The following is a 22564-nucleotide window of genomic DNA, read 5'->3' on the forward strand; positions in this document are numbered from 1 at the left end:
TCGATGAGTTCAATCGTCAAAACCGTCACAGTATTCCTGATCGGTCTTGCAATCGTCGTTTCCATTCCAGCTTCCTCGTCAGGCCAGGAAGAGGGAGGACGACGTGACCGTGGAGGAGATCGCGGCGGTGTGCGCGGTGGCCCGGGAGGCAGAACGGGTGGTGCAGGGGGCCGAGGTGGATTTTCTGGACGCCGTGGTGGAGGACTTCTTGGAGAACTCGGAAACGAAGCGACTCGAGGTGAAGTCAAAATCACTGACGAGCAAATGAAGAAGCTTGAAGAGATCGGCGAGTCGATGGGGAATTCCCGGGAGCAGTTCGGGGACATCTTTGGCCGGATGCAATCTGCCAGTTCGGATGAAGAACGCGAAAAAGTTCGCAACGAGCTGCGAGCGAAAATGGAAGAGGTTCGCAAGCAATCTGAAACACAAATGAAATCAGTGCTGTCGGAAGAACAATTCAAGCGACTTGATCAAATCAGATTGCACCGCGAGGGAACCCGTGCGTTTGGAAGAGAAGAGGTTCAGACCGAACTAGGACTCACTGACGATCAAAAGAAAAAACTGGAAGAGCTTCAGGAATCACGAAGCGAAAAATTCCGCGCTCTCGGATTTGGATCGTCTGAAGAAGACCGGAACAAGCTCAACGAAGAATTTGAGCAAGCTACCATGGCGGTCCTTACCGACGAACAAAAGCAGAAATGGCAGCAGCGAATCGGACCTCCGCCTGCAGATGCCGGACAATCACGCTCGCAAGGCTCAGGAGGCCAACCTCCTCCACGTCGTGAGCGACCAGTAATGGTTGAACAAGTCCCGGAAGGTGCAGAAACCGTGCTCTCGTTCGGAGAAAAGCCGGATGATGAGAACAAAACGACAAAAGTCGATCGGGAGAACGTTCAGCTCTCCTTCAACTTCCGCTATGCCCCATGGACAGAAGTGCTGCGACTCTTCGCTCGTGAGTCTGGTCTTTCACTCGACCTGCTTGACGTCCCACCCGGAACGTTCAGCTACTACGACCAGAAAATGTACAGCCCCAAAGATGCTCTCGATGTCATTAACGGCTACCTGCTTCCTAAGGGCTTCGTGCTGGTTCATCGGGATGATTTCCTGGTTTGCCTGAACATCGACGATCCGATCCCACCGAATTTGATTCCCAACGTGACTCCTGATCAATTGGCGAGCCGGGGCAAGAATGAACTGTTGACTGTCGTCTTTCCACTGGAAGGTGTGGACGCTGGGCAAATCGCCGCTGAGGTCAATGAGGTCAAAGGGCCTCAAGGGAAGGTTGTTGCGCTCAGTAGCTCCAACTCTGTCCTGGTGACCGACATTGGAAGCAATTTGCGTCGGATCGATCTGATGCTGAAAGATATCACCAATCGTCCCGGTCCGGATGATTTGAGCTTCAAACCTTACATCATCAAAAACATCCCAGCTGCCGACGCAGAAGAATTACTCAGAAGCGTACTTGGAATCAGTTCTGGTGTCACGAACGTCAGTGCCTCTTCCTCACGGCGGTCGAGCTCAAGTTCAAGCTCCAATTCCGGGACTGGAATCACAATCGCTGCGGACGAACGAACCAACAAACTGTTGATCTCCGCAACCGTCAAAATGCATCAGCTCGTTGAACAGGCTCTGGAAACCATCGACGTGGAAGGTGAGCCAAGCAACTTCTCGTCTGAAGGCAATAAACCATTCCTGAGAGTCTATACCGTCACATCTGCCAACTCGATGGAAGTGACGAAGACAATTTCCGCCCTGATGCCCGGTGTCGTCATTAATGAAGACGCCCGCAATGGAAAGATTCACATTCTCGCGACGAACGACAAACAGATGCAAGTTGCCTCGCTCATCAGCGAGATGGATGGAGCAGGCAGCAGTTCGCAACAAATGACTGTGATTCCCCTTTCGAAGATGGACCCAATCATGGCAGCGACGACCGTTCGAGCCATGTTCATGAAAGATGGTGATCTCGCTCCAACCATTGAACCGGACGTTTACGGACGACAACTCATGGTGCGAGGTGACACGGCTCAAGTCCTGCAAGTGAAAGAACTTCTTGCTCAACTCGGAGAAGACGGAACCGGGCAACGAGACCGCTCCAGCGAAAGCCGAATGAGAACATTCCCTTTGAGTGGACGTGATCCAGAAGAGATTCTCCCATTGATTCAGCGGATGTGGAATCAACGATCATCTTCACCAATCCGAGTTGTCAATCCCGGTGAGCGTGGTCCAGTTCGAGACATTAAATCACCAGCTGAGGGGCAGTCGGTTCGACAACCTGAACCTCCAGCTCCACCAGCGAGCACTCAGCAAATCCGGCTCGACAAAAACTCACCGAACTCCGTGCAATCGAACACATCCTCCGCAAAGGATTCTTCGAAGCATCGAAGTTTACCCGTAATCGCAGCCAGTCAAACGACAGTTCTGGAGCAGGCGACTGGGAACGATTCACAGGCAAACGAAGGTGAAGCTTCTGCCGAAAAACCTGCTGAACAAGCAGCCCCGGAGAATCCAGCTCAATACACCGACAAACAATTATTGGACTTGCTGAGGGCTTACATCAATCAATCGGCTCCGCCAAATGCAAACTCGCCCGAAACAGCACCTGATCCTGAACCTGCACCTCCAGAACCAGCGGCTCGTAATCAAAACAGACCACAAACACAAACACCATCAGCATCGCCAACAACTCCATCAGCTGATATCAATGTCACAGTGATCGGAGATGAGTTGATGCTTTATTCGTCCGACCCGGAAGCACTCAACGAGCTCGAAGAATTGCTGGAATCAACACTGCAGGTGATTCCACCTCGGACCTCCTGGACAGTCTTCACCTTGCAAACAGCTGACGCTACGGAAGCCTCCCTCATGCTGGAGCAACTTCTCCCTTACAGTAATGTGAGTTCAGCATCTTCGGGAGGGGGAATGCTTGGATCATTTTCGGGAGCAGCATCATCACTTGGAAGTGGTCTCGCAGAGATGACCGGGTTGAGTTCAATTGCTGCTGCGGGGCAATCTCTTCGAATCATTCCGGATACACGTTTGAACGCACTGTTCGTTTCTGGTCCTGCCGGTCAGGTGAAGGAAGTCGAAGAGATGTTGCGAGTCTTGGACGCTAATGAATGGCCCGATTCAATGCGTGACAAAGTGACGCGTCTGATTCCTGTCGAGCATGCCGATGCGAAGGATGTTCTGCAAATCGTCAAAGAGACCTACAAGGTTTACATCGATCCTCCACAGCAACAACAAGGTCGCGGCAATCCACTGGCAGCGATGATGGGCGGCGGGCGAGGTGGAAAAGATGGAGACACTCCCGCTTCGCTGATCAAGATGGCAGTCAGTGTCGATTCAAACACGAACCAACTGGCAGTCTGGGCGGACGAGGCACTCTTCCGAGAAGTTGAGACTCTCGTTCAGACGATAGACAATTCAGCCAAGGAAGCTCGAAGAACCGTCGTTGTGGTTCCATTGAGTAATACGAACTCATCCATGATCCAGAACGCTCTGGGAACGCTCATGCCGCGTGTGAATGTGAGCAGCACCGGCAACCGCAGCTCTTCCAACAATTCAAGCAACCAGTCAAAACCAAGTACCACTTCGGATCAAAATTCAGACCAAGATCGCATCCGCCAATTTATGGAGCAGAGAATGCGTGAACGTATGCAGGGAGGTGGAGGAGGTGACCGCCCCAGTACAGGTGGCTCCGGCGAAACGGGACGTACTCGTGGCGGAACCAATCCATTTGGAGGCGGTGGTCGACCATTCGGAGGAAGTGGAGGACGTCCCGGTGGTGGCCGCACAGGTGGTCGTTAATCGCAGCCAATCCAGAACTGGTTTCACGTCCTGTCTCGAAGTGAGCAGCCGTCGACATCGCGAAAATGGTCTTCACGGGGTCTCCTGAATTCACCATACTTGAGTCCCCTCGTCGAGCTCTGAATCACACGCTTGCTGGGACATTGAGCAGGCTCGGGTGTAAGCCTTGGAGCATCTTTCGAATTGGGTTGCAGGTTCTGCCTCGTGGTGAACAGCATTTTTACTAGAGAACTGCGCTCTTCACGGGCAAACGGTAGAGCAAACTGCTCTAAACGAGAACGATTTGATATTTCGGTTGTTGAACAACTGGTCATCAGCCTGATTCAAGATTCGATTTTCTTTGACAGATGAATCGAATTGACGAACGAAAACACGGAATTCTTCCGCATAGTGTGAGTATTCTGGCGTAGAATTTCCTTGACCCTGGTCCTTCAACACTCGACTCTGTCAACATGAATATTGGTTCGCTACTTCTGGAACGCGCGTTGGTCAACGAGCAGCAACTCGAAATGGCCCGCGAGGAAAAATCCGGAAAACGGATCGATCGTGCATTGATCGAAATGGGAGTGATCCGCGAAGACGAGACGCTCCAACTCTTTGCTTCCGAGTTGGGGATGGAATTCAAAAACCTGAAAGAATTTGAGCTCGACCGCGAGTTACTCGACAAGTTCCCAACCACTGCCATTTTCCGACATGAAGCGATTCCACTCGCTCGCCAAAATGGACATGTTCAAGTTGCGATCAGCGACCCATTCAACCTCGAATCGCTCGATGAACTGAGCACCCTTGGGGGATGTCGCATTGAACCGGTTCTGGCGTGTCGCGACGAAATCCTTGACTTAATCAAACGTAATCTCGGTGTCGGCGGTGATACGATCAATCAGATGGTCGCTCAGCGGGCAGAAGACGAAATCGATCTGCTCGAAGCAATCCCCGAAGGAATGGGAGAACTCGCCGAATCGGCTCAGGCTCCTTCGGTCATTCGTCTTGTCAACGAACTCCTGGTCGAAGCCCTTGAGCAGCGGGCAAGTGATGTCCATCTCGAACCTCAGGAAAATGGACTTGTCATCCGCTTTCGTGTCGATGGGATCTTACGGATTGAGCCTGTTCCTCCGGAAATCAACCATTTTGCATCTGCGATCGTGACTCGCTTGAAGATCATGTCGCGGTTAAACATCGCAGAAAAGCGGCTCCCTCAAGACGGTCGTATTAACATGAGGGTCCAGGGGCGCGAAATCGACGTTCGTGTTTCGATCATCCCGATGCTGCATGGTGAAGGCATCGTGATGCGTCTGCTCGACAAACAGCGCATGGTCTTCAATCTGCGCGGCGTGGGAATGCCTCAAAATGTCTATGAGGAATTTACAGATTTAATCTCTATGCCGCACGGAATTGTGCTTGTCACGGGACCAACAGGAAGCGGAAAAACGACCACGCTTTACAGTGGGCTCAATGAAATCAAAAGCCCAGCGACGAAAATCATCACAATTGAAGATCCGGTCGAATATCACCTCAACGGTATCAGCCAAATTCAGGTTCACTCCAAAATTGGGCTCACGTTCGCTGCCGGTTTGCGAAGTATCCTCCGTCACGACCCCGATGTTGTTCTCATCGGTGAAATTCGAGACGGTGAAACAGCTACAAGCGCGATTCAGGCATCACTGACTGGTCACTTAGTCTTCAGCACGCTCCACACGAACGACGCGCCAAGCGCTTTTACGCGGCTAGTCGACATGGGCGTCGAACCGTATCTGGTAGCAAGTACCGTCGAAGGAATTCTTGCTCAACGCCTCGTGCGAAAATTGTGCGAGCGATGCAAGGTGTCCTACAGTCCTGATCCAAACGACCTCCCTCCAGACTTTCCTGAACCGAATATTGAAACGCTCTACAAGCCGGTTGGGTGCAGGGACTGCCGCGACATCGGATACACCGGACGGATGGGGGTGTATGAACTTCTGCGAAACGATCCGGAAATTAAAAAGCTGTGTGTTGAAGGTGCCAGTGCTGGGGTCATCCGTGACTATGGCCTTACTCACGGCATGCTCACACTCCGCCAGTCTGGCTATCAGCGGATGATCGACGGCAGCACCACGATCGACGAAGTCATCCGCATCACACGCGGCGAACACTAAATCAATTCGCTGCTTTTCCTGCCGTTGAAGGTCACCTTTGTAACTTCAGAAGTTGGTCTTCACGAGACGGAACATGGAAGCGATTGCGAAAAAAACGCTGTAGAATTTGTCAAATCGTTTTGATTTCGTTACGGTTCTGATCGTCCGGATTCCCCAATTGCCCGACAGTACCGTATCAGGCCACTGCGAATGAGAGTGCTTCAAAAAACGTTCTCGAATGCAGATGCCTGTCTTCTGGATCTGGACGCATCGAGCATTGACTCTGCATTCGAGCAAACGGTTCAGCACCTGGTGGACCAAAAACTGATTGCTCCGGGTGCCTATGGCGATATCGTCACCGAACTGAAGCACCGAGAAGAGAAATCATCGACAGCCATCGGCCACGCAGTCGGAGTTCCGCATTGCTATCTCGACTCGATGATCGAGCAGATTGTTGTCTTTGTCCGCCTCAAACACCCACTCAACATGGGTGCCCCCGATCGAATTGCTACCCGATATCTTTTCTTCTTGCTCGGGCCAACATCGGCGATCCCCGGGCATTTGGACACGCTGGCACTCATTGCCAGGCTAATGTCGGATGATGAATTTCGATATGACCTGGGGGAGGCGAAAGAGCATCAATCTTTGTTTTACGCTTTTGAACGAGCCGTGCAACGTTCGAAACCGTCCCCTGCAATCGCAACGTCGAATCAAGATGACGGACTCGAATACACCGGGAAAATCGCTGGTGGACTGATTCAGGATGTGAAACGTCGACTCCCAAAATATTGGAGCGACTTCACCGACGGCCTGCACCCCAAAGCCGTTGCATCGACATTGTTTCTCTTTTTTGCCTGCCTTGCTCCCACTGTCACTTTTGGTGGGGTGATGTCCATCGAAACGAACGGCGACATTGGTGCCGTCGAGATGATCGTGGCCACAGCGATGTGTGGTGTGATTTACGCTCTCTTTTCGGCGCAACCACTCAACATCTTAGGGGGGACGGGTCCGTTACTGGTCTTCACGGCGATCCTCTACAACTTGTGTCACGACATGCAAATCGATTTTCTGCCCGCGTATGCCTGGGTCGGAATCTGGACGGCATTGATCACGATCCTTCTGGCTGTGACTGACGCCAGTTTTTTAATGCGGTACTTCACTCGTTTCACGAATGAGATTTTCTCCGCGCTCATCTCTGTCATTTACATCTACAATGCCATCAAAGCGTTGATCTACATCTTCAAAGATCTCGACGCACATCAGCACCACGATACCGCTTTGCTTTCGTTACTCCTTGCCTTAGGCACGTTTTACATTGCGATCACGCTTCAAGGATCTCGCCGCAGCCGTTACATGCTTCCCTGGATGAGGGAGTTCCTAGCAGACTTCGGCCCTACAATCGCACTGGGAGTGATGACACTCGTGGCCTTTCGATTGCATGAAGTCGACCTCCCCGTTTTGCCTGCCCCAGACCAGCTCGGAACAACTTCGGGACGGGCCTGGTTCGTCGATCCCTTCGCAGCTCCAATGTGGGTTCGTTGGGCAGCGTTGGCCCCTGCGATTTTAGGTGCGATTCTGATTTACGTCGACCAGAATATTACAGCCCGGTTAGTGAATTGTGCTGACCATCGGTTGAAAAAGGGAGGCGGATACCATCTGGACTTGGCGCTCATCGGTGGCATGGTGGGATTGTGTTCGATATTCGGCTTACCGTGGGTTGTCGCTGCAACGGTACGCTCGCTCAATCATGTGCGCAGCCTTGCGACAACAGAAGAAGTCGTCACCAGAAGTGGAGACCGGCGAGACCGCATTCTGCGAGTCCGCGAGACACGCATCACCGGATTGGCAATCCACTTGCTGATTGGTGCTTCGCTGCTGCTATTGCCGTTGCTGAAAACGGTTCCGATGGCAGTCTTGTATGGTCTCTTTTTGTTCATGGGTTTCGTATCGATTCGAGGAAATCAATTCTTCGAACGTATTAGCTTGTGGCTGATGGAACCGTCGCTGTACCCGTCAACACACTTCATCCGCCGCGTTCCGTTATGGAGCGTTCACGTATACACAGCCATCCAACTTATCTCCCTGATCGTGTTGTGGACTGTCAAAGAAAGTTCACTGGGGTTACTGTTTCCGTTATTCCTGGCGATGCTTGTTCCGTTGCGGTTCAGCCTTTCATATTTTTTTCGACAGCCATATCTCGCTGTCCTCGATGCTGATTCAGTCCCCGAAGACTAAGTGAAGACTGACGAAAGTGGAACTTCTATTTCGCCTCCACTCAATTGCAGGTTATACTATTAGCCCCACCGACTGACCTCGTAAGCCTCCCTATTTGAGACTGACCAGCCTTCACAGAATCTGGAAGAAGTGACTGACCTTCCAGAGAACGTCAACGATTCCCTCAAGCATTGTTAGCGGCTCTTATGTCTGTAATCCCATTCGACTTTTCTGCAATTCCACTTTTCCGGTCACTGCTGATCCTCTATGCAGGATTGTTTTGTGCCCAACTTTCCGCCGCTGATGAAGAACAGACTCGGGCTGCGCTGAACAAAAAATTCGACGAAAGAGTTGCTCCCTACCTGAAGTCGTTCTGTATGGATTGTCATGGAACTGATCTTCAGGAAGCCAAACTTGACTTGAGCCTCTTCAAGTCAACGCATGACGTTTCGGATGCTCACGGACTTTGGGAAATCGTTTTGACACGACTCGAAGCAGGCGAAATGCCACCCGAAGATTCTGAGCCTGTTCCCTCACAAGAAGAAACAACAGAAATCATTGAATGGATTCACGCTCTTCGCACCTTCGACGCAAACCAAAACGCAGGCGACCCCGGAGTTGTATTAGCGCGCCGATTGAGTAACGCAGAGTACAACAATTCTATTCGCGACATTACGAAGGTCGACATTCGACCGACGCGATCATTTCCCGTGGACCCTGCAAATGAAGCAGGATTCGATAATTCTGGCGAGTCGTTGGCGATGTCGCCTGCTCTTCTGAAGAAATATCTGGAAGCAGCCCGAGAAGTCTCCGAGCATTTAGTTCTGAGCCCATCAGGGCTCAGCTTCGCTCCGCATCCAGCCATCACGGACACCGATCGAGACAAATATTGCGTGAAGCGAATTGTCTCGTTTTACAAATCACAACCGACGGACCTCGCAGACTATTTCTTCGCTTGCTGGAAATTTAAATTTCAGCAACAAGCTGGTAGCTCCATCGAGGATTTCGCACGGCAGTCTGGCCTCAGCCCCAAGTACACGAAAACTCTCTGGGAATTATTAAGCGTTGACGAGGAAATCGGACCGGTCGCAACACTCCAGAAGAGGTTCCATGCGATCCCTCAAATGGCTGAGGAAAAAGTTGTACGTACTGAATGTCAAAGAATCCGTGACGACATCACTCACATCCGTTCACAACTCGTTTTCAAATTCGACAACCTCGAAATCCGTGAAGTCCACAAAGGGGCGCAGCCATTTGTACTTTGGAAGAACGAGCAATACGCCACACACAGAAGAAAGCTCAACGAAAACGCACTCTTTCAAGAAGGTGAGACGTTCCCGAAAGGGACGCCCAAGGAACTCATCTTGCCGAACGATCCAGAACAGAAAGAGCGACATCTCGCGAAGCTGAGAGAGTTCTGTTCTCTCTTTCCAGATGCGTTTTACATTTCTGAACGTGGTCGAGATTACCTGGATGTCCCCAAAGCCCAACAGGAAAAAGGCCGCTTACTCAGTGCCGGTTTTCATAGCATGATGGGTTATTTTCGTGACGACTCACCACTTTACGAGTTAATGTTGAGCGAGCAGCAGCAACGGGAATTAGACAGTCTCTGGGAAGAACTCGACTTTGTCGCATTTGCTCCCAAACGACAATACGAAGGCTTTCTCTGGTTCGAGCGTACTGACTCTCGCTATATGAGAGATCCACAATTCGACTTCGCCCGCCCGGAGAACAAAGCCTCTGCATCGGAGGCGATGATTCAAAAACTGTCCGAAGTCTATCTGGAGAAAGCGAAACGGAACGGAGGGACCGACGTTCCGCTCAAGGCAATTGAGGATTACTTTCAGAACATCAATCGGCAAATTCGCTGGGTCGAATCTGAACGAATCAAGTCTGAACCGGCACATCTTCGTGACCTGCTTGTTTTCGCCAATCATGCTTGGCGACGCAAACTTTCAGATCCAGAAAGAGCTGACCTAACGCAGTTTTATCAGATGCTTCGAAATGAGGAACACCTCTCGCACGAAGATGCCGTCCGGCACACTATGGTTACGATCCTGATGTCTCCGCACTTTCTTTTCCGCATGGACATGGCAAGTACCGGCGAGGGGACACGCCCACTGACCGGGACCGAACTCGCCAGCCGACTCAGTTACTTCCTCTGGTCATCGACACCAGACGAAAAGCTCATCGAGGCATTCACCAGCAGTGTCGACCCGCACGAAAACTCAAAGCTCGTTTCTCAACAAGTTCGTCGCATGTTGAAGGACGAAAAGGTCGAAGGTCTTGCTTATGAGTTCTTCGCGAACTGGCTCGACATTCGCCGGTTTGAGGAGCACAACAGCGTCGACCGTAATCGTTATCCAGAGTTCACCAACGAGCTCCGGGCTGCAATGTTCGAAGAGCCGATCCACCTGTTTATCTCCTTAATCAAAAACGACGGTTCGCTACTGGAGTTGCTCGATACACGTTCAACTTTTGTGAATCCGGTGCTGGCGAAACATTATGGAATGGATGACCTGAAATTTCAGGGAGACGAGTGGATTCATCTTCCGGATGCAACGAAGTATGGTCGCGGAGGTTTGTTACCGATGTCTGTTTTTCTCACGAAGAACTCTCCCGGACTCAGAACAAGCCCTGTCAAACGTGGCAACTGGGTTGTCCGTCGGCTTCTTGGAGAACGCGTTCCCCCACCTCCACCAAATATCCCTGAACTTCCGGAGGACGAAAGTCAACTCGAAGATGTTTCACTCCGTGAATTGCTTGCTAAACATCGAGACAACAAAAGCTGTGCCAGCTGTCACGACAAGATCGACTCGATTGGTCTCGCTTTTGAAGGATTTGGCCCCGTCGGTGAAAAACGCGAACAAGATCTAAACGGCCGAACCGTCGAGTTGGACGTCGTCTACCCCAATGGATTCAAAGGGGAGGGCGTGGAGGGACTCCATCAGTATTTAACTCAACACCGCCAGCAGGAGTTCATTGAGAATTTTTGCCGAAAACTGCTCACCTTCGCGCTCGGGAGGAGACTCACCTTGTCGGATGAAGGCCTGATTGTGAAAATGCAAGAACAGCTACAAACGAACGACTACCGGATCGCACCAGTCATCGAAACAATTGTCATCAGCCCACAGTTCCTAACCAAACATGGCGGAGAGTTCCTCGTTCGAGAGCCGTAGACTTCGAACGAGAAGCATTCGAGCACACCAAAGAACAGATTGTGCGTACCACCTCGCGGAGAGGCGGTAAATCAGACTGCCTTAAGAACTCGAACCACCAGATCACCTTAAGCGAATCATGGTCATGAATCAGCAACATCGAAAAATTTCACGACGAATTTTGTTACAAGGGACCGGAGTCGCGATGGCGCTCCCGTGGATGGAGTCGTTGCAAGTCTGGGGAGAATCGACTCCAAAGCTCGACCAGAATGGGGAATTCCCGAAACGATTTGCAGCCTTATTCATGGCTTGTGGAATAAATGCAAAGCACTGGTGGGCGAAAGGTTCCGGGGCGGAGATGGAGCTGGGGAAAACTCTCTCTCCGATGGAACCGCATAAGCAAAAGATGAATTTCATCTCCGGATTGTTCAACAAAAATGCGACCGGTGTGGGAATTCATCCGGGGCAAACCGGCAACATACTTTCTGGCGCCTCACTTCAAAAAGGAGCAGAACTTCGAGGTGGAATCAGCGTCGATCAGTTACTCGCCAATCGTCTCGGTGAGCAAACCTCGCAACCAAGTTTAGTTCTCGGCTGCGAACAACCGATCACCGGTTATCACGAGACGAACTTCTCGATGGCGTACAGTTCACATATCTCCTGGCAAAATGCGACTTCGCCAGTCCCGATGGAAGTTTACCCTTCGCTCGCCTTTGACAGTCTGTTCGAGAACCACGGTCAACGCCGAAACAAAAGTGTGCTTGATCGAGTCAAAGCAGAAGCTGCCAGCCTCAGTCGTCGAGCCAGCTTTGAAGATAAAACAAAGCTCGACGAATATTTAACCAGTGTTCGCGAAGTCGAAAAACGGATCGAACGTATCCGCAGCGATCAAGACAAAGCGACCCATCGGGCAAAGAATAAAGGGGAATCGCTGGTAACGATGAGACGTCCCGATAACGGACTTCCGGAAGACATTCGCGAACATATGAAGTTGATGTGTGATATCGTTGCGCTGGCATTTCAAACTGATAAAACGCGAATTGCTTCGCTACTTCTTTGTCGTGACATCTCAGGCCTGTTCTATCCGTTTCTGGATGTTCGAAAAGCCCATCACTCCGGATCTCACGACGATCTCTCTGGCGACTGGGAAAAAGTCTCTCGCTTCTATTGCAGCCAACTCGCCTACCTCGCTGGCCGACTCGATTCAATGCCTGAGGGGGACGGGACTGTCCTTGACCACAGTTGCCTGTTGTTCATTAACAACATGTGGTCCGGATCAAGACACGATTCGACAAAGCTTCCGATGCTCACTGTCGGTGGCCTCGGTGGAACCCTCGATACCGGACGCGTCCTCGATTACAGCGACAAAGATGACGCTGACCGAAAACTGTGCAGTTTTTACTTGTCTCTAATGAATCGTATGGGAATCGAAGAAAGCGAATTTGGCGATGCCCAAACGCAGCTTGCAGGTTTGTAAGTCTACGTCTCGCAAAGTTCATAACTGATCGACCTGCTCAAGCAGTCTGCTCTGCGTGAGCCGGTGTAGAACACGTTTCAGATTGATGTTCGCGCTCGATAATCCATCTTCCTGAGATGTGCTCGATATCGTTCACGGCAGCTCAACACCAGTTTGTTTTTCACGCCAATGGAAGCGGAGTTCCGTCGCAGATCGGAAATGGTCGGTTGAGCATATCTCGGATTAATGAGTCAGGAGATATTCCGAGTTGTCGAAAAATCGTCGCGTGAACATCTGGTGGTCCGCACGGTTGGTCGAGCGGAAGCGCTCCCACAGCGTCGCTTGATCCATAAACTTGCCCACCCTGAATCCCACCACCGGCGAGCAAAACAGAATAGACACCCGGGTAGTGATCACGTCCGGCCGCCCCGTTAATCTTGGGGGTCCGTCCAAAATCGGTGAGCACGACAACGAGCGTTTCAGAAAGTGTTCCGCGTTGCTCAAGATCAGAAAGTAATGCAGATGTTCCTTGGTCAAAGACGGGAAGCAGCTTCTCTTTTAATCGATTGAAGTTGTTTCCATGGGTATCCCACATATCGCCTTGAGCTCCGTTCAAGTCGCCAGCTGCGCAACAGACCTGAACAATTGGAACACCTGCTTCGGTGAGTCGGCGTGCAAGTAACAAGCTATGCCCTCCGATATGATGCCCATAGGTCTCGCGAACTTTGGGATCTTCGCGTTCCAAATCATAGGCCTCTTTCACGGCAGAACTGAGCAGCATTTCCTGAGCGAGATCGCGAAAATGATCAAACTCGACAAAATCGTTGGCCTGACTCACTTGATCTTCAAGCTTTCTCCGCAAAGCTCGCCTGGCCTGAAGGCGAGGAAGATCGACATCCCCCAGCTTCAGAACCTGAGATCCCAGCGCGCGTGAGACGCCACCGAACTCTTCACCGCTTGGAGTCCGTATTACAATAGGATCAAACTTGGTCCCCAGAAATCCACCGTATTCGCCAGCCTGCAAGGTTCCATTATCGACCATCGGATAAGGAAGGCGGACCGAATTCGGAACCCCTTTCGGTGCAGTGCGAAAATTGGAGACCATGGCAGCGATCGACGGCCAATCGCCACTTTCAGGAGCGATATTGCCAGCGCGAGGAGGGCGATGCCCCGTCAAATTCCAATACATCCCGCGGCCGTGAGCGGAGTCGTCATGATGAATCGAGCGAATGATCGCCAGCTTCTCAGTCTGTTGAGAGAGACATGGCAAATGCTCGCTGACGACAATTCCTGGAGTCGATGTTGAAATTGGGGAAAAGATCCCTCGAATCTCGGAAGCAGCATCCGGCTTCATATCCCAGGTATCAATGTGGCTCATCCCGCCCCAGCAATAAATCAGGATACAGGACTTCGCTGGAGCATTCGCCAGACCGGCTGACGCTTTGGCAGCCAGAAAAGAGGACAGCGAAAGCCCCGCCGCCCCCGCCGAGGCGCCGAGCATCCTTCGCCGCGACAGGTTGTCGGGAGAAGTTGTGCTCACACTTTTACGATGAGTTGTCATTCGCCATCAATCGTAGCTGAACTCGTGAACGATGAAGAAGCGATCCGTATTCGAGAAACAGACTCTCAAACGAAAGCCCGACGCAATCTGTCGCATCAATGTTCGTTAGTATTAAGTAACCGGACAAAGAGTTCAATGTGAATCTCATTTGAGTGCGAATTTTGAGTAGATCGCTCTGTCGGTTCATTCCAAACTTTTCGCCCAGAGCGCAGCAACTTCCGCATCTCTCCTACATCACCGACGTTTCTTAAGTTGATCGAGAATGACAGCAGCCAGGATCAGCCCACCGAAGACGACTTTCTGTTCATAGCTCTTTACTCCGGCCATATTGAGGCCGTTTTGAATGACCGCGATAATCATTGCGCCGATCAAGGTCCCGAAGATTTTTCCTTCTCCACCGGCGAGGCTGGTTCCTCCAACGACTACGGCAGCGATGACTTGCAGTTCATAGAGGTCCCCCGCATTTGGACGCCCGCCTTCAAACCGGGACGCATCAACAACACCACCGATGCCTGCCATTGTCGCACAGACAATATACACCGCGATCAAGACTCCCATCACTGGGACCCCTGAGAGCCTTGCCGCTTCTGGATTCCCGCCTACCGCATAAACGTATCGACCGAAGGCTGTTTGACTCATCACGTAATGGGCGACGAAGTAAAGCGCCAGCATCAGCAAGATCGGGTTGGGTATTCCAAAGAGTTCACCATTCCCCAGCCAGGAAAATGCTTCAGCTTGAATCTTAATCGCTTCCGGAGTTCCTTCGGTACGGCCTCCAGTCAAGCTGGACTGGTATCGGACAGCGAGAATCAATGCGAGACCACGGGCGATCATCAAGGTTGCCAGCGTGACAATAAACGCAGGCACGCGAAACCAGGTCACCATGACACCGTTGAAGAGTCCACACACCGCACATGAAAAAACTCCAAGCAGTCCGCAGGCAATCATGACCGCTACCGATGCGTTTGCTCCACCAAACGACTCTAGCGAAATTGCAGTAATCACAGCAGCGATCGCGAGCAGACTGCCGACAGACAGGTCGATCCCGGCAGTAATGATGACCATCGTCATACCAATCGCAATGATTGCAACATCTGCATTCTGATTGATGACGTTGATGATATTTTCTCGGGCCAGAAATGTCGGCCAATAATAACTTTCAGGAATGATCACTTGAGCCGATGACAACGATGGATATTGGTTCTTGAGCTTGCTGAGCGTGCCTTCCCGAAGTGGCCCGAAAGCTGTTCCCGGCTGGTGCGTTGCGATCACATCCAGCTGCTTGTTCTCGACGCCGAGTTGCTCAATTCGCTGTCGCAGGTCGGCCGGTGTCCCCGAAATGATTCCTAGAACAGTCACGCCAAGTCGCTTCAGTTCTTTCTCGATTGCAGTCGCGAATTCCTGATCGCCAGCGGTCTCTCGGATGACGATCAGAACTCCTCCATCGCCGACCTCGTTTGCTATTCGTTTTCCAAGTTCCGTACCGGCAGCCTGCGAGATGGGATGCTGTTCAGAATACGTGGCGTAACTGTAGTAGCCGCACAGAAGTAGCAGGACAAACACTGAGCCATAGTGAGCCACAAAGTCTGAATGGAGGAGCCGTTTGATCATTATTTTTCCGATTCCGTTGCATCTTGCCGCAATCAGTTACTGAACCGCGAGATCCATGATTTGTTCCTGAGTCGCGGCGCCGACATCGTTGATTTCGCCGGTCAATTTTCCTTCATGCATTACCAGAACCCGGTCTGCCATGCCTAACGCTTCGGGAAGTTCGCTCGTGATCATCAGAATCGCTTTTCCCACGACAGCGAGTTGATTCATTAGTTGATAAATTTCAAATTTCGCACCGACATCAATCCCGCGTGTCGGTTCGTCAAAGATGATGATATCCGCATTTCGCTCAAGCCATTTTGCCAGGACAACCTTCTGCTGATTTCCCCCCGACAGAGTTCGCGCCGGTTGATTGATGTTTGAGAGCTTGATTTGCAGAAGTGATTGATACGACTCAAATGCGTTTTGTTCAGCTTTCTGATCAATTCCGGTGAAACCTGAAAACTTGCGAAGGTTGGGAAGTCCGAAATTGTGCAGAACAGACTGGTTCACGATCAGGCCTTGCGCCTTACGATCTTCAGTCAGCAGACAAACCCCGGCAGCGATTGCCTGTCGGGGATTGTTTATTCTCACCGGCTGACCATCGAGAGTTATTGTCCCCGATTCCTTTTTGTCCGCGCCGAAGAGCAGCCGTGCAACCTCTGTCCGACCGGCCCCGATCAGACCGGTCAGCGCGACAATCTCTCCACGTTTAACTGAAAGAGAAACATTCTTCACCTTGCTCCCTCTTGCCAGCCCATGGGCCTGTAGCCGTTCCTCCCCTATCTCCGCCTCGCGCATCGGGAACTCTTGCTCCAGAGTTCGACCGACCATCATTTCGATGAGGCGATCCCTCGTCAGCTCAGGCGTCTTCTGTGTGCCAACGTGACTCCCGTCCCGAAGCACGGTTACCCGATCGCAAACTGCAAAAATTTCACTCAGACGATGGCTGATGTAGATGATCGAAATCCCTTGTGATTTCAGTTCTCGAATCACCTCAAAGAGACCGTCAACTTCTTGTGGTGACAACGCTGCGGTTGGCTCATCCATCACAATGAGTTTAGAGTCGAGCAGCAATGCTTTAGCGATTTCCACAAGTTGTTGTTCGGCGACCGTTAAGTTGCCGCAACGTTCTTCAGCGTCGATGTCGACTTTCAGTTTCTTGAAGATTTTCGCTGCACGATCTTTTTCAAGTTGAACAGGCAACCGTTTCCAGATGGAAGCTTCCTGTCCCAGAAAAAGGTTTTCACGAACTGACAGGGCAGGAATGAGATTGAATTCCTGATGAATGACACTCACACCCGCACGTTGTGCTGCAAGCGGATTGCCCGGAGGAAGTGGGTGACCATCGACAAGAACAACGCCATCCGAGGCAGAATGAATTCCGCAGAGGATTTTCATCAACGTGCTTTTGCCTGCCCCGTTTTCTCCGAGAAGTGCAAGAACTTCTCCACGTTTCAGGCTCAGGCTGACATTATTCAGAACCTGCACAGAGCTGAATGATTTCGAAATCCCCCGCATCTGCAGCAACTCGGCATCATGTTGAGAATTGTCGTCAGTCATAAACAGGTTGTTTTATCGTTCGTCGTACAATGAAAAGAAGGCTCTTCGTGAATGGCTTTGCTGAGTGACGGTTCGTCTGCTGGTCTCAACTTGAGATTATATAAACTCAAAGTTTCCGCCACGTTCTCTTCCGAAGAATTGAACCGATTCCCGAAGTGTGAGTCGTACGATTACGCCTCGACTATTGCAGCTCAGGATCTTTCATCGCATCTGCTTTTCGGTAGAGTTCGGTCGGAATGAGTTCAACCGCTTTGAAGTCTTCGCCGTCGAGATAGTTCACGATATTCGCAACAGTTCCGGTCGCCATTTTCTTCGGGAACTGAATCGGGTCGGCGTATATCTTTCCATCCTTAATCGCTTGCTTCCCTTCAAGCTGTCCGTCGAACCCGACGATGATGATCTGGTCTGTCTTCTTCGCCTGGCTCAGCGCGGTGTAAGCTCCCAGAGCTGACGGATCATTGATTGCAAAGATTCCGGACAGGTTAGGGTGTTGCTGTATCCCATCCTGAGTCGCTTTGAAGCTGACATCTTGTGTGGCGCCACCTTCGAGTTCTGAGACAACATTGATTTTCCCTGACTCGCGACTTGCGTTGTACTCGTTGATTTCGTCGTTAAATCCTTTCACGCGCTCAACACAAGAATTCGCCTGTTTAAAGTGCAGCACAAGAACATTGCCCCCAGCTTCGCCGAGAGCCTCAATCATCGCTTTGCCAGCAAGTCGACCGCCTGAGTAGTTATCAGTGCCAATGTGAGCGGTCACTTTCGCCCCTTCAGCAGCACATTGTAAGTCACAGGTAAAAACCGGGATGCCTGCGTCATTGGCTCGCTTGATGGCAGTGCCGATTGATACTCGATTGGCGGGATTCAAAACGATTGCTGTCACTTCCTGGGTTATAAAATTGTCGACCTGTTTTGACTGATTGTTCACGTCACTTTCGGCGTCAGTCACGATCACTTCAAACCCTTCGGCTTCCGCTTCTTCAGTTAATGTATCGGCAATGATTTTGAAAAACGGATTCTTTAAATCGAGTGCGGAAAACCCAATTGTGCCACGCGATCCTTTTTCGGCTTTGCCAGTTGAGGTCGTCGATTCAGTTTCCGGTGAATTGCTCGCGCAGCCGCCCAGCAGAACGAGCGACAGGATCGAGACGAGCATTGAGCGGCGAAACATGGAACACTCCGTTTGAATTTGGCAACGATGAATCCGAAGGACTGATTTGGTCACATCATTCACATCGTGACTTGCCGAGGCAGACACTTCAAGTGTCCAGCAAAACGAGAGAGTCCTCAACGAGAGGTGCGAGTCTCATGGCATAAAAAAATCGCCCCTGAATGCAAGAAGCAAACAGGGGCGATTGTCATCTTTCGTACACCGGATCACAGAACACGGTGAAGATTAATTCAACTTAAACTTTTCCGAAAATCGACTTTCCGGTTGAGTGTAAATCATCACAGGCTTGCCCCAGTCGATCGGCAACACCCTGTTCAGCTTTTTTCAAGTACGAACGAGGATCGTAAACTTTTTTGTTTCCAACTTCGCCGTCGATTTTCAGAACGCCAGCGTAATTCTCAAACATATGCCCGACAACTGGTCGTGTAAATGCATATTGAGTGTCGGTGTCGATGTTCATTTTCACAACACCGTAAGCAAGCGTTTCTTCCAACTCGTGACGGGGAGTTCCGGATCCGCCATGGAAGACGAGATCGAACTCAGCATCTTTGCCGTATTTGGCAATCACTGCTTCCTGTCCGCTCTTCAGGATGTCTGGTCGCAAAGTGACAGATCCTGGCTTGTAGTGACCATGAACGTTTCCGAAAGTCGCTGCGAAGAGGAAACGACCAATACCGCTGAGCGCTTCGTGAACAGCGACCATGTCTTCCGGAGTGGTGTAGAGCTTGTCGTCTGGAACATTTTCCATATCGGCTCCAGCTGCCCCATCTTCTTCACCGCCGACGATACCTGCTTCGATTTCGAGAATGATTTCGTTCTCAACACACAATTTGAGCAGGTCTTTCGAGAGAGCCATGTTCTCTTCGAGTGGCAGGTTCGATGCGTCCAACATATGCGACTGGAACAAGTTCCCCTGTCCTGCGGCTCGACGGTCGGCAGTTGCCTGAATCAAGGGCTTCAGAAAGCTGTCCACAGCGGTTGGCGGACAGTGGTCTGTGTGAATCCCGACGAGGATGTCGTAGCGTTCAGCGAGGCGATGGACTGCTTCTGCGAGAACGATACTTCCGAGAACTTCATCACCAACGTTCAGCCCCGATGCGAATTTTCCGCCACCGGTCGACATTTGGATAATTCCGTCAGACCCTTTATCAGCGAATCCCTTCAACGCAGCATTGATTGTTGTCAAAGATGTGATGTTGACTGCCGGGTAGGCGTAATCACCTTGCTGAGCAGCATCGATCATCGCTGCGTACTGTTTTGGTGTTGCGACTGGCATCTGTCAGGACTCCTGAGGTAAAAGAAGGGATATTTCTGGAATTTCGCCGGACTCGACGAAGAATCAGTCTGAATTTCGAGCTTGATTGAGGGTTTAGCGATCAGCGGATGAGAATTCAACACTGAGGGAGCACTCTTCAATGATTTCAGATTTCAGAGAAAATACTCTCTGTCTCTGTGAGAGAGACTTTCCTGCGAGAGATCGCTGAGCTTCTCGTCGGGGCTTCTCCTCATCTGTTCACAGATTGAAAGCTCAATGGGTTCGACTTCCCTGAGTCAAGCGTTATGTTAGTCATCAATCTGCCTGGACTCCACTGGTGAGACGGCTCCAATCTCAATAAACAAGTGATTTTCGATGCAACTCGGACTCATCAACTCTGCCTGGGCACAAGCTGGTCGTGAAACGACCTGGGGAATTCAAAAAACTAAGGAAATCGGATTTGATTCGATTGATATCTTCACCGACCCGCTTGATATCGATGTTCGAGAGCGGCGATTGATCAAAGACGAATGCGACCGCGTTGAGCTGCCGATTCGTTCGATTTGCTGCGTGGCGGCGGGGTTGATCGACTTCAACCCGAGCGTCCAGCAATTTCATATCGATCGCTGCAAGTCTTTTCTCGATCTCGTGTATGAATATGAGGCGGACAATCTGCTTCTGGTTCTCGGGGAGTACATCTGGAATCAGGAAGTGATTCCTCCTGAGGAACAATGGCAACTGGGTATCGAAAGTTGCATGGAACTGGCAAGCTACGCTGAAGACCTTGGCGTGAAGATTGCCCTCGAACTCGAGCCGTTCCCGCTCTCGATGCTTAACAGCATCGACAAGATGGTTGAGTTCATTGATGAAGTGAACCATAAAGTCGTCGGTGCAAATATTGATATTTCCCACCTGCATCTGGCTGGCGTCGCTGCGGATGAAATTTCCAAGCTCCAAGGGAAAACACACCATGTTCATATTTCTGATTGCGACGGAAAAAAACATGGTGACCTTCCACCGGGACAAGGAGTCGTTGACTTTCTTCCTTACCTGAAAGAAATTAAAAACCTGAAAATTGACGGGGCCGTCTCGATTGAACTGGAGTACTCACCCGAGCCAGATAAAATCGAAGAATGGGTTCGCGAAGCTTACGAATCAACTGATAAACTAATGCGGGAATCCGGATTGCGGGACTAGAAGCAGTCTCAAGACTTGTGGCATTGCGACCTTTCTCCGTATCAGAGAAGTGAACAGCAGGTTTTGAGACCAGATCTGGAACCAGTCCGAAAACTTGTGGGATGGTCACTTTTCTCGGTGTTAAAGAGAGCAAATTCAGGTCTCAGGATCAGTTCTAAAGTATTTTCAATGCTGATCGTGTCCGTGAATGTGATCTTCGCAGATGGAAGAAGCATTGGAGATGCTTCGAAATGATTTCGCGATGTTTCTCTGATTGACAGAACTGTTGAGGAAGATCCCATGCAAACATTGAGTCGCATACTCGTTGGTGTTGATTTTCACCGCACGACTGGAGAGCTTCCACTGCCGACTCGTCGGGCGATTGAGAAATCGTTGTGGCTCGCAGAAAAGACTGGGGCGAAACTTACGCTGATGTCCGTTCTACGAGGGCCGGCACCGTCATCAGAGAATGAACTTGAGTCATCAGCTGGCTCGGAATACCAGCATCTCATTTCCGAGCAGATCGAGACCTTCATTGAGAAAGGCCGCAGTGCAGGCGTCGAAGTCAGCTCAAAATTTGTCTATGGGCGGGGATGGTATGAACTCACTCGAGAAGTCATCCGTGAAGACTTCGACCTGATTATCGTCGGGACTCGCGAAAAGTCCGCAGCAACACGAATGCTCTATGGAAGTACAGCTGTCAAGTTGTTGCGGAAGTGTCCTTGCCCCGTTTGGGTGACGCGCCCTGATGTTGATCCGGAATCAGCGACCACAATCGTGGCTGCCGATGATCTTTCACCAGTTGGTGAAAAAGTCCTGCACACAGCCGTCTCTACTGCACAGTTCATTGATGCACGGCTTTTGATTGTTAGCGCAGTGAGCTACCCACTTGAAGGGGCGATGATGCGAACGGAATGCTCGCAAGAAGATCTCGACAAATATCGGCTAAAAATCCAAACAGATGCAGAAAGGGAGGTCTTCGATCGGCTTTCAATGACGGACTATCGAACCATTCAGCAAGGAACTCAAATTATTGTCCAAGGCGGGCCGGCAGATACGGTAGTGGAACAAGTCGTTGTGGAGAATCACGCTGATTTGCTGGTTATGGGTACAATCGGTCGAGGCGGGGTACCTGGATTCCTCATCGGAAATACGGCCGAACGCCTGCTTTACGGCCTGCAATGCTCACTTCTTGCGATTAAACCAGACGACTTCGTCTCCCCGGTGAAGGCCGACTGATTCAGACGAAGGCTGTTCGAAACAATTGATTCAGCCTTCTGCCTCACTAAAGCATCTTTCGAATTGGTTTGCAGGTTCTGCCTCGTGGCGAACAGCATTTTTACCAGGGAAATGCGTTCTTCACGGGCAAACGGTAGAGCAAACTGCTCTAGAGCATCTTTCGAATTGGTTTGCAGGATCTGCCTCGTGGCGAACAGCATTTTTACCAGAGAAATGCGTTATTCACGGGCACACGGTAGAGCAAACTGCTCTAAAAACAG

General features: G+C 50.9%; 12 protein-coding genes. 7 read left to right on the plus strand and 5 right to left on the minus strand.

From position 1 onward, the window contains the following. Positions 1 to 3 precede the first annotated feature (3 nt). From ACN0YR_RS01370 to ACN0YR_RS01390, 5 genes are all read left to right on the plus strand, one after another. Positions 4 to 3810: a secretin N-terminal domain-containing protein gene (locus tag ACN0YR_RS01370; protein WP_417847409.1), complete on the plus strand. Its 3807-nt coding sequence runs from the start codon at positions 4 to 6 to the stop codon at positions 3808 to 3810. Positions 3811 to 4262: 452 nt separating this feature from the next. Further along, entirely contained in the window at positions 4263 to 5942 is a 1680-nt protein-coding gene (locus ACN0YR_RS01375; RefSeq protein WP_417847410.1) for a GspE/PulE family protein, read from the plus strand. 189 nt (positions 5943 to 6131) lie between these two features. Continuing rightward, on the plus strand, positions 6132 to 8156 hold the full coding sequence (locus ACN0YR_RS01380; protein ID WP_417847411.1) for a PTS sugar transporter subunit IIA: 2025 nt from the start codon (positions 6132 to 6134) through the stop codon (positions 8154 to 8156). A gap of 185 nt (positions 8157 to 8341) precedes the next feature. After that, on the plus strand, positions 8342 to 11314 hold the full coding sequence (locus tag ACN0YR_RS01385; RefSeq protein ID WP_417847412.1) for a DUF1592 domain-containing protein: 2973 nt from the start codon (positions 8342 to 8344) through the stop codon (positions 11312 to 11314). Between the two features lie 124 nt (positions 11315 to 11438). Next, a complete protein-coding gene (locus tag ACN0YR_RS01390) occupies positions 11439 to 12770 on the plus strand; it encodes a DUF1552 domain-containing protein (RefSeq protein ID WP_417847413.1) in 1332 nt (443 codons plus the stop codon). Between the two features lie 160 nt (positions 12771 to 12930). Here the strand turns inward: ACN0YR_RS01390 and ACN0YR_RS01395 are convergent, their stop codons facing one another. The 5 genes from ACN0YR_RS01395 to fbaA form a co-directional block, all read right to left on the minus strand. After that, entirely contained in the window at positions 12931 to 14310 is a 1380-nt protein-coding gene (locus ACN0YR_RS01395) for a DUF1501 domain-containing protein (protein ID WP_417847414.1), read from the minus strand. Positions 14311 to 14544: 234 nt separating this feature from the next. Next, complete coding sequence (locus ACN0YR_RS01400) at positions 14545 to 15921, minus strand: ABC transporter permease (RefSeq protein ID WP_417847415.1); 1377 nt, start codon at positions 15919 to 15921, stop codon at positions 14545 to 14547. A 36-nt stretch (positions 15922 to 15957) separates the two neighbouring features. Continuing rightward, positions 15958 to 17463, minus strand: coding sequence for a sugar ABC transporter ATP-binding protein (locus tag ACN0YR_RS01405; RefSeq protein WP_417847416.1), 1506 nt, complete (start codon positions 17461 to 17463; stop codon positions 15958 to 15960). 181 nt (positions 17464 to 17644) lie between these two features. Continuing rightward, positions 17645 to 18634, minus strand: a complete 990-nt coding sequence (locus ACN0YR_RS01410) for a substrate-binding domain-containing protein (RefSeq protein ID WP_417847417.1) — start codon at positions 18632 to 18634, stop codon at positions 17645 to 17647. A 235-nt stretch (positions 18635 to 18869) separates the two neighbouring features. Next, positions 18870 to 19910, minus strand: a complete 1041-nt coding sequence (gene fbaA / locus ACN0YR_RS01415; RefSeq protein WP_417847418.1) for a class II fructose-bisphosphate aldolase — start codon at positions 19908 to 19910, stop codon at positions 18870 to 18872. A gap of 354 nt (positions 19911 to 20264) precedes the next feature. On the opposite strand from fbaA, the gene ACN0YR_RS01420 reads away from it, so the two are divergent. Together ACN0YR_RS01420 and ACN0YR_RS01425 are read left to right on the plus strand one after the other, a co-directional pair. Continuing rightward, a complete protein-coding gene (locus ACN0YR_RS01420) occupies positions 20265 to 21086 on the plus strand; it encodes a sugar phosphate isomerase/epimerase family protein (protein ID WP_417847419.1) in 822 nt (273 codons plus the stop codon). Between the two features lie 279 nt (positions 21087 to 21365). After that, positions 21366 to 22304, plus strand: coding sequence for a universal stress protein (locus tag ACN0YR_RS01425; RefSeq protein WP_417847420.1), 939 nt, complete (start codon positions 21366 to 21368; stop codon positions 22302 to 22304). Positions 22305 to 22564 lie beyond the last annotated feature (260 nt).

It is taken from the genome of Thalassoglobus sp., assembly GCF_048270125.1.
In the GTDB taxonomy this organism is placed as follows: Bacteria; Planctomycetota; Planctomycetia; order Planctomycetales; family Planctomycetaceae; genus Thalassoglobus.

What these genes read in the sequence shown, in the direction of transcription:
- ACN0YR_RS01425 (WP_417847420.1), top strand. Translation starts at nt 21,366, where the DNA reads ATGCAAACATTGAGTCGCATACTCGTTGGTGTTGATTTTCACCGCACG.
- ACN0YR_RS01370 (WP_417847409.1), top strand. Translation starts at nt 4, where the DNA reads ATGAGTTCAATCGTCAAAACCGTCACAGTATTCCTGATCGGTCTTGCA.
- ACN0YR_RS01395 (WP_417847414.1), bottom strand. Translation starts at nt 14,310, where the DNA reads ATGACAACTCATCGTAAAAGTGTGAGCACAACTTCTCCCGACAACCTG.
- ACN0YR_RS01405 (WP_417847416.1), bottom strand. Translation starts at nt 17,463, where the DNA reads ATGACTGACGACAATTCTCAACATGATGCCGAGTTGCTGCAGATGCGG.
- ACN0YR_RS01410 (WP_417847417.1), bottom strand. Translation starts at nt 18,634, where the DNA reads ATGTTTCGCCGCTCAATGCTCGTCTCGATCCTGTCGCTCGTTCTGCTG.
- ACN0YR_RS01420 (WP_417847419.1), top strand. Translation starts at nt 20,265, where the DNA reads ATGCAACTCGGACTCATCAACTCTGCCTGGGCACAAGCTGGTCGTGAA.
- fbaA (WP_417847418.1), bottom strand. Translation starts at nt 19,910, where the DNA reads ATGCCAGTCGCAACACCAAAACAGTACGCAGCGATGATCGATGCTGCT.
- ACN0YR_RS01390 (WP_417847413.1), top strand. Translation starts at nt 11,439, where the DNA reads ATGAATCAGCAACATCGAAAAATTTCACGACGAATTTTGTTACAAGGG.
- ACN0YR_RS01375 (WP_417847410.1), top strand. Translation starts at nt 4,263, where the DNA reads ATGAATATTGGTTCGCTACTTCTGGAACGCGCGTTGGTCAACGAGCAG.
- ACN0YR_RS01400 (WP_417847415.1), bottom strand. Translation starts at nt 15,921, where the DNA reads ATGATCAAACGGCTCCTCCATTCAGACTTTGTGGCTCACTATGGCTCA.
- ACN0YR_RS01385 (WP_417847412.1), top strand. Translation starts at nt 8,342, where the DNA reads ATGTCTGTAATCCCATTCGACTTTTCTGCAATTCCACTTTTCCGGTCA.
- ACN0YR_RS01380 (WP_417847411.1), top strand. Translation starts at nt 6,132, where the DNA reads ATGAGAGTGCTTCAAAAAACGTTCTCGAATGCAGATGCCTGTCTTCTG.